General features: G+C 44.7%; 8 protein-coding genes and 1 tRNA gene. 2 read left to right on the plus strand and 7 right to left on the minus strand.

What is annotated here, in order from left to right:
• Nucleotides 1-12: 12 nt before the first annotated feature.
• Both RIH33_RS00075 and RIH33_RS00080 read left to right on the plus strand, forming a co-directional pair.
• Nucleotides 13-324 (plus strand): thioredoxin family protein, encoded by a 312-nt coding sequence (locus tag RIH33_RS00075; RefSeq protein ID WP_406651032.1) that lies wholly within the window; start codon nt 13-15, stop codon nt 322-324.
• Entirely contained in the window at nt 305-559 is a 255-nt protein-coding gene (locus RIH33_RS00080; RefSeq protein WP_406651033.1) for a DUF6952 family protein, read from the plus strand. The genes RIH33_RS00075 and RIH33_RS00080 overlap by 20 nt, the downstream gene beginning before the upstream one ends.
• Nucleotides 560-620: 61 nt before the next feature.
• Here the strand turns inward: RIH33_RS00080 and RIH33_RS00085 are convergent, their stop codons facing one another.
• From RIH33_RS00085 to RIH33_RS00115, 7 genes are all read right to left on the minus strand, one after another.
• Complete coding sequence (locus RIH33_RS00085; RefSeq protein WP_406651034.1) at nt 621-1187, minus strand: hypothetical protein; 567 nt, start codon at nt 1185-1187, stop codon at nt 621-623.
• 478 nt (nt 1188-1665) lie between these two features.
• Nucleotides 1666-1740 (minus strand) — tRNA-Val (locus RIH33_RS00090).
• 98 nt (nt 1741-1838) lie between these two features.
• The gene (locus tag RIH33_RS00095; protein WP_406651035.1) at nt 1839-2495 is read right to left on the minus strand and encodes a DUF2461 domain-containing protein; all 657 of its coding nucleotides are present in this window, start codon (nt 2493-2495) and stop codon (nt 1839-1841) included.
• Between the two features lie 44 nt (nt 2496-2539).
• Nucleotides 2540-3451, minus strand: coding sequence for a hypothetical protein (locus RIH33_RS00100; RefSeq protein ID WP_406651036.1), 912 nt, complete (start codon nt 3449-3451; stop codon nt 2540-2542).
• A gap of 335 nt (nt 3452-3786) precedes the next feature.
• Nucleotides 3787-5151: a hypothetical protein gene (locus tag RIH33_RS00105; protein WP_406651037.1), complete on the minus strand. Its 1365-nt coding sequence runs from the start codon at nt 5149-5151 to the stop codon at nt 3787-3789.
• 457 nt (nt 5152-5608) lie between these two features.
• On the minus strand, nt 5609-6379 hold the full coding sequence (locus RIH33_RS00110) for a PoNe immunity protein domain-containing protein (protein WP_406651038.1): 771 nt from the start codon (nt 6377-6379) through the stop codon (nt 5609-5611).
• An 8-nt stretch (nt 6380-6387) separates the two neighbouring features.
• A partial coding sequence (locus RIH33_RS00115) for a hypothetical protein (RefSeq protein ID WP_406658684.1) occupies nt 6388-8464 on the minus strand: 2077 nt, incomplete at its 5' end.

Here is an 8464-nt window from a genome sequence, read left to right on the forward strand (position 1 = left end):
TTTTTTCAGAGCATGATTGAATTAACCGAGGACAACTTACAAAATATCTTAGCAGAGAACGAACGTGTGATGGTCCAGTATGGAGCCACCTGGTGTGGAAACTGTCGCATGATCAAGCCAAAATTTAAGCGTTTGGCAGGAGCGCATGAGCACGTGCTCTTCGTCTATGTGGATGCCGAGAAACTACCGGGCTCCAGAGGCCTGGCCGAGGTGAAAAACCTTCCCACATTTGCGGGATTTAAAAATGGCGTATTGGTGTCACAGGCAGCAGGAAATAAAGAAGAAACTATAACAACTATTTTAAATGAGATTGCCAATAATTAAGCACATCATTGATTTTGTAGAGGAAAACGACGAGGATTGGGTGGTGGAGACCATCGAACTGTTGGAGCATATGTCGGAAGCCAAAGGCATAAAAGATGAGGAGCTGGACGTGATTGGAGAGTTACTCTCCAATATGTATGGTGCGCTGGAGGTTCAGAAAGAAATCAAAAATGGCACCCCTCAGAAAGAAGCACTCAATGGCTTTATGAAGAGGGTCATGGGCGCCATCAATTAAGACGAGCATGACAAAAACATTGGGCGCTGGTGGCGCCCAATGTTTTTCAATATTTGCTACTCTACTTCAGTTCATAAGGATCTACAATGGCCCAGATCAGCCAGGCCAGCCCCTGAAGAATCACAAAAATATTATGCGCCTTCTTGTTTTGGATGTCCAGTGTTAGAAAAGCAATGTAAGCCAACGCCATCAGGTACTGCGGAATCTGAGAAGTAATGGCCCATCCGGAGACGATGATGTTCTGCAAAAAGCTGACCACTATGATGGACAGGGTAATCCCAAAAAACCACTTCCACTGGTCATAGTAATACTCTTCCAGGTTGGTCTCATGACCTCTGAGTCCGGTGGGGAAGAGCATCCTGGCGAGCAGAAAGAGCAAAATAGGGTAGACAAGCAGGAATAACACCAGTGGCAAAGTCCACACTTTCACATCGCTGGCATACTGGTAGCTGTACCACCATTCCTGGATGTGAAGGAGGAAGACGTTGAACACCATCACGGAGTGTGCCAGGGTCGTTTTGGTATTCTTAAGGTTAGAAACAATGTCCGCAATACCTGTAAGTAACTGAGCAATTCCCAGGCCCAATATCAGGGAAAAAAGGACCACAACGTATTCAAAGGGTTCCATAGGCAGTTGATTGATTCGGACAATTCTATTCAACCTAAAGGAAATTATCAGCACAATCTTCAAGGTAATGCGCATTGGTAGTCACCACGACAGTTTTTGCTGGTTCAATGCCTGGAAATATGATGTGATCCCGTTTGGATATAGCTGAAGTTCTTTTTTGAATTGTCCATTATCCTTTGATGCTCCCTGATGAAAACCCCTCGTGAATGCTGCGCATTTCGAACCAACGCTCTTCAGGGGTTCTCATCCCTCCAAAAATTCAGGCATAAAAAAACCCAATCCGTCATCAAACGAATTGGGCTTTGGATGTGGGCGCTGAGGGATTACTCGTACCCTATGCGATGGAATCGCCCATGCCGCACAGCCCCTCGTGAATGCTGCGCATTTCAAACCAAACGTTTAGCGGGGGTTCTCATCCCTCCAAAAATTCAGACACAAAAAAACCCAATCCGTCATCAAACGAATTGGGCTTTGGATGTGGGCGCTGAGGGATTCGAACCCCCGACCCCCTCGGTGTAAACGAGGTGCTCTGAACCAGCTGAGCTAAGCGCCCTTTCGGGCTCGCTTTTGATAGGACCCTCAAAAACGGATTGCAAATCTAGTACAGTTTGGAAGTATTGCAAACACTTTCATTTTTTTATTCAAAAAAAATTAACTGACTGCCACCGTCAGGTAATCATTGAAGGGCTTCATCACCTTAAAATAGGTCACTGCGTCCTCTATCAGCCGATCTGTGGTCACCTCGGCATCACTCAGCTCATGCAACACCACGTAGCTTTTCAACTTCAAAAACTCAATATTGGGGTGATCTTTGGGGTAACCCTTGGGTGCCGTCTTCAGCTTTTCACCACGGATCTCGCCATAGACCTTTTTGAAAGCCGGGCTGCTCACTATTTTCTTAAGTTCCTCAGGATTGTAATCCACCTCCTCCCTGATCTTTTTCAACACCTCTGCCTGTGGCATATAAATGCCCCCACCGATGAAGTTTTCACCCGGCTGTACATGCAGGTAGTAAGAAGGGTTTTCGGAATGCTTGCCCCCTTCTGAAATAGCCGCACCGAAGTTGGTCTTGTAGGGTCGCTTGTCGTTGCTAAAGCGAATGTCCCGGTTGATCCGGAAAATGGTGTCTTTGGCCTGAATGCCAGCCAACCCCGGATCGAATGCCTGCATCTGCTGAATCAACTCCCCAATGAAAGCGATAAACTCCTGCCGGCATTCCTGGTACCAGCTGCGGTTGTCATCCATCCATTCTTTGGAATTGTTGGCTGCAAGCGCATTGAGAAATTGGAGGCTATTGGATAGGTTCATGGTGTGGTTAAACTGATTGAATCAAAAGGGGGTTACAAAAATGGTTAGTAAACATCCATTTTAAAGCTGTAGGTCTCATGGCTGTCAAACCACGCACGCACCTCCTGCAGTCCAGCCTCATAGTCGTCGAGCTCCAGTTCACCATCCTCATCGGTAGGGATCGGGAAGTCCTCTATGGCATAAGCCATGTATTCGAGCACCCGGTATCCACAGCGTATCTTACGGCTGCTGTCCGGGTCAGCACTCTGGCACAAGGGCTCATCCTGCCTGATGATCTGCTCGAGAAACTCAAAAATGGCTGGCTCACGGGTGTAAACCAATCCGGGCACCACGTCATAGACGAGGTTGTCGGACACGGCGGCAGCTGTCAGTTTTTCCATAATAAAAGTCACCGACTCCTGATCACCCATTCTGGCCAGTGCCAGCCTCACAGACCATTTGTTGGTGCTGCTAAGCCGCTCCTGCAGGAGACCCTGCAAACTGGCAGAAGCTGGGTCATACCCCAGGTACCCAATCAGCATGGCCACCTGATCCAGGTGTGGTGTGGCGGGCAATAAATACGCCTGGATTTGCGCTTTCACAGGGACACTAAAATCATCAGGTGCAAATCCCGTAAGTCCACCGCTGCATCCCCCGCTGATCCCGCCATCAGGATCACCGATCCCCATCGTTAGCTGATCCACCACCGTGGCACGTACCTCCGGCACCTCACTTTTGGTACCAATACGCCGGGCGATGCTATAGGCCCGGGATCTCACCCGCACGATGGTGTCCTGCTCATAAGCAGCCAATACGTCCAAAAGCGGCATGGCCTCTGTGGCTTTCAAAACAGATGGGGGCACCGGATCATAACTTCCCTTCCGGACGGCCTCCAGGTATTCCTTCAGGTCGTTGGCTGGCTGTGCTGCAGCGGTGGCCACCACTGCCAGCATGAGTATCATCAGGGTACATTTCATGTGATTCATTTCGGTATAGAAAACAGGAGGTTAAATATATGTTGTGGAAACCGGTAGGTAAAGTACAACGAACAATATTTTGCGGGAAGCTGTATGAGATAAGTGAGGAATGGGCTTAGCGTTTTTGAAAAGCCATGCGCATGACTTTCCCAACTCATGCGCATGAGAAAAAATTCTATGCCTATAAAAAGCTCAACCGATGCTTATAAAAATAAATTCCATAGGCATCGGTTTTGGCTTTCCAGGTCATGTTTGGTAAGGTAGGATTTCCTAGATCTTGCTTGTTGGTCACGAGACAAGGATGTAGAGCCTGGAAAATTGCCATAACAAATCACTTAATCAATTCGCTCATAGGTAATATAGGCCTCCCAAGTAGTATCAAGCCCCCCAAGCGCTATTTCCCCTTTCATTTCAAATCGGTTTTGACTAATAGCAATAATTTCAAAAATACCAGTGGCATCACTGTTAAGATATTCAAGATCCTCGTCGTAAAGTAAATACCTGGATTCGTCCCTTTTGTTTGTATACACTCTCCAGAAAATAGACTCGGTCTCACACAATTCTTGATCCTTCTCAGGGTTTTCAATTTCGAATTTTCGATACTTCTTAAAATTGTAAACTTGCATTTTATGACACTCACTCGCCTTTTCAATCATGTCTTCACCCTTAGCATTTTTCAGCCCCGAGAGTCTCCAGCGCCCGATAAGTACTTTTTCAAAATCAGCATTGGGGGTTGTAAGCATATAACCAGATTGATAGTTAGAGAGCCACAATTCGAATTTTTCTGGCATTGCATGGCCATACTCTCTTGACTCTTCCAGGCTTGCATAAGATTTTTCAAACTCACCCAGCCAAGCGTAAGCGAAGGCGAGATTAAATTTTATACCTGACATCACCACTTTGTTGATTCTTGATAAAGGATCATACTCGTCACCTTCAAGCAAGACCTCTTCCCATTTATTGGCAATAGATGATAGCTCGCTCTTCTGGTCATCGTGGAGTCTGACTTCAATATCTTCTTTAAACAATTCCTTCATCCTTGAATAGGCATCATCCAAATCGTCATACTTGAGTTTTTTGCCTGATGCAGTATAAATGACCGTTTCAAAATGCTTTGGTTTGGGATTAAATTTTGAATCGATGATTTTTCTGAGCTTTGCAGCAGCGGCATTGAGACACAGTTTGTCTATGTCTGAATCTCTCACAAGATTTGCCAGGGCAGCACCTCCGTAGGCAAACTTGCCGGATTGCACAGTTGAATCCTGATAAGTTGCACGTAAGTTGAGGAAGAATGCGGTCTTTGGTTTATTATAAATGAGAATACCTACTGGTAAAGTATAAGTGACATCATACCAATAGAGTTTGGTCTTCTGTCCATTGCTCTCCTTAGTTTCACTTCGCTCCTTTTTTTCAATTATCCTGAATTCTGAAGAATTCACCTCCACGATGATATCCGCGCTATCCAAAGTGCTTACAAAATCAAGGCTATAAATAGAGATACTTTTCCTCACTCGAGACTCCCAATCCTTGGCTTCAAACCCTGGCCCCTTACATAAAATGGTATATGTTTTTGCATAAGACGGAATATTCTGATCTGGGAAATGCAAATAGTTAATTTTTAACTTTTTTTCCTTTAGACTTTGGCTTATGGTTGGAAAAAATGCCGCCACTGTGATGATCACTACAAGTACTTTTTTCATTTCAAATTGGTTAGGACTTCTTGCAAGCCTGAATATAGAAAAAGGAACAAAAAAAAGTAACAGGTCACCGATTATTTCATTTACTGGTATGACACGTCCTGACACAGGATACATCTCAAAATAATTCTTTGAGCACGCCAGCTACTCATTTAACCTGGGATTCGTAGATCGTGCAACCCTGCCTCTGTTGGTGTTGTCACCAACAGACATGATGAAGGTAGCCTACATGGTGAGTCAAAAACTGAGGCCTTTCAGGCGCCCCTAATGTAAGTACGGGCTGAGAATATTCATAGTCTGGAGTAAATGGATATCAGCCTGCCTTTACAGGGTTTTGGAGTAGGCCAGTCTCTAATTGACTCAGGATTTGTGGATCGCACTACCCTCTTCTCGCTTGTTGGTCATACTGTCCGCCTGGGCGGAAGCCCAAAGGGCGGAGGGATGCCAAAACTAAACAGGCTTACGCTGGGTGATTTGATCGGTAGTAGTCGACTAAATCTTTTGGGTAGTATTCATTATCTCTAAAGCTTGTATCGTCTAAATCTTTAATTGCTACCAACGCTGCTGACTCAAATGACCACATGCCATGATACCAACTCTTATTTGGTTCTGTAAACATTTGTGCTTTTTTCTGCTCCTTAGCCCAATCGTTCTCCAAAAAGATTTTTATTAGCTTCTCAGCCTCTTCTTTATCAGACTGCACTATTGCCTTTTTCAGATTTAGGTAGAGCTTAAAGGCATAGCTTTCAAATTCTGGCCTCATTTCCCAAGAATTTAATTTTGATGCAAGAATACATTCGAAAACAAGGTCTACAACGTTATCGTCTTTGATAATTTTCCCTAACCGTTTAAAAAACTCATCAGGCATACCGCATAAAAAACCGATTGAGAGCATTCGTAATAGTTCTATATGGGCATCAATATTATATTGATCTAATACTGTATTTTCTGAACCCATTAGTTTTCTTGCACCGCCAGCCCAAGATTCCTCAATAAGGCCAACAATTACATTAAAATCCTCAGTTAAAACATCTACTGGAGAACCTAAAGAGTATTTAGATACTGCTTTTTGAATCAAATTGGCTGCCATACTTTGCTTGACAGAAATTATTCTTTCAGGCTTTATTTGCCCTTGTTCTATCTTCCTAACTCTATTTTCGTGTGATTCTGTTTTTGTCCTGATATCTAGCAGAAAATGTTCTTGATCTCTGTGTCTATCTCTTACCATCATTTTAAAAGTTATGGAGTCCAGTCACCAAGTGGGCCACCTCCCTGATTTAAGTATCCTGTTTCACTAACATATTTATAAGAAACACTCCCATCAGGACTGACTTTTGCTAATACCCTAGAATAACCAGAATCTAAAATATCGTCAACCAATCCTTGGTCTCCACCAAATGCTTCTAGTAACCTTTGACCATTATTTTGTTGAATCCAATCATCACTCATTTGTCTCGGCAAACCTGTACTTGGGTCGGCTGGATTCAAAGTTGCTGAACCCGTATATTTTCCTTCCACGATCACATAACTACCATCAGGAGCACGGTAGACTCCATCAATACCATTATGACCAGGGGCGTTTATATCCGCAATTCTAGGCTGTAAAGATTCATAACCTTTTGTATTCAAGTCAAGATCTACGCCAATTTCTCCAAAGTTCCCTTTCCTGGCATTGGTTGCATTGGCAATCCCTCCGGCATATTCATCAAGTAACTTTCTCTGGGTAAGGTTTGAAACGTTTGTACGGATGGACGGTGAAAAACCACTAAGCTTAACCCAGCTATCTAGGCCTTCACCTCCATTTGCAATAATAAAATCCGCAAAACCCACATTAGAGATATCAGTAATGAGGTCGGCTCCATTATCCAGGTCATTAAGCTTTTCTGCCACTAAGAGAAACTCCACCTCGTCCATGTGGTTGGAGAGGTTCAGCAGCTTTTGCATACCGTCTTCTCCGTACTTGGTGGCCAAATCCATGACCGAACGCTGGAGGGTCATCAGCCGTTCTACCCCCAGATTAGATGTAGCACTTGCCTCTGCGGCCTTCAGCAGATTTTCCATGCCCTCAGCATACTCATCAGTTAATTTGATGGCTGTCTTTACTGTTTTTGTACTCCTGGCAATTTTTACTGCTGTCTTTACCCCATAGGCAACCCCGCTACTGATAATAGCTGCAGAAGCAAAACTGGCTCCCAAGACATCACCCTCTATCAAATAAACAAAAGCGTCTGCTCCATCAAAGACAACACCAACCACAGGAATAAAGCCCAAAGCGCCCAGACCTGAGTGAACAGGATCGTTCTTAATGGCTGTCCATATATCCATCAATGTCAGAATGTCAGGATACTCTTCTAAGACTTCCGCAGACACTAAATTAGTGGTAATCCACCCACAGCCTTCTTCCCATAGATAAAATTCCTCGGTAAAATCAGATTGGGTGAACCTTCGGAAAAAGTAGCGGTCCTCTTTATTTATCTTGATGGAAAACATCACCCCATTACCTCCAAAATCACCAACCAAATAGCCAGATTTAAGCAGGTCTGTTTCCCCAACTTCAGGCAGATCATCTGGAGAACCCTCCTGATAGACCACTTCAGCAAATTCCAGATCCAAGCCACCGGAAACGTCAGACCCCACATTAAATCGCCCTTTGACAATTTTTTGTTGTCCACAATTTTTATCCTCGAAAACGGAATATACATTCTCAACTTGCTCCTGGTCAGTTTCACAACCACTAAAAGTGGCTGACTTATAGCCATCTCCTAAGTCATAATAATAACCTGACTCGAAGAACTTGTAAACGGTCTCGTTGATTCTGAATTGGGCAATGGTTCCGGCAGGAACATCAGGACTAATGTAAAGGGTTACTTTATCTCCCTTGCTTTTCGGTACCCCAAACAATATCCCATTTGGATCTACCATATACAGGCAATTAGGATTGGCCAGTTGATAAATTACTTCCGATGCATTCGCATAAAGACTTGGAAAAACAGCCTCCATCGCCCCCTCCTCATCATCCTGCAGCCAGCTGGTCACACCCTCGGGGTTGTGTACATTGTCCCATTGGTGTTTGTACAGGTGGGTGGCCCCGGCAGATAAATAGTCCATCAGGTTGTCAGTGGAGCCCTGGGTAGCAAAGGCCGTCAGGGTGGTGGGATTTCCAGCCATCAGCCCGCTGAGGGTCAGCTCACGGGTGTGCTTGTCTTTGCCTGTTTGGGAAGGAATTGTGCCTGTGGGGGTTTTGAAGCCTATGTAGTCGGGAAACTCGTCCTGGTCTGCTACGGATACTTGTACCTGATCAGTGCGGCCACTCTCC

Source organism: Marinoscillum sp. (assembly GCF_040222955.1).
In the GTDB taxonomy this organism is placed as follows: domain Bacteria; phylum Bacteroidota; class Bacteroidia; order Cytophagales; family Cyclobacteriaceae; genus Marinoscillum.

Coding starts and splice junctions, on each gene's coding strand:
- RIH33_RS00075 (WP_406651032.1), top strand. CDS start 13: ATGATTGAATTAACCGAGGACAACTTACAAAATATCTTAGCAGAGAAC.
- RIH33_RS00080 (WP_406651033.1), top strand. CDS start 305: ATGAGATTGCCAATAATTAAGCACATCATTGATTTTGTAGAGGAAAAC.
- RIH33_RS00085 (WP_406651034.1), bottom strand. CDS start 1,187: ATGGAACCCTTTGAATACGTTGTGGTCCTTTTTTCCCTGATATTGGGC.
- RIH33_RS00095 (WP_406651035.1), bottom strand. CDS start 2,495: ATGAACCTATCCAATAGCCTCCAATTTCTCAATGCGCTTGCAGCCAAC.
- RIH33_RS00100 (WP_406651036.1), bottom strand. CDS start 3,451: ATGAAATGTACCCTGATGATACTCATGCTGGCAGTGGTGGCCACCGCT.
- RIH33_RS00105 (WP_406651037.1), bottom strand. CDS start 5,151: ATGAAAAAAGTACTTGTAGTGATCATCACAGTGGCGGCATTTTTTCCA.
- RIH33_RS00110 (WP_406651038.1), bottom strand. CDS start 6,379: ATGATGGTAAGAGATAGACACAGAGATCAAGAACATTTTCTGCTAGAT.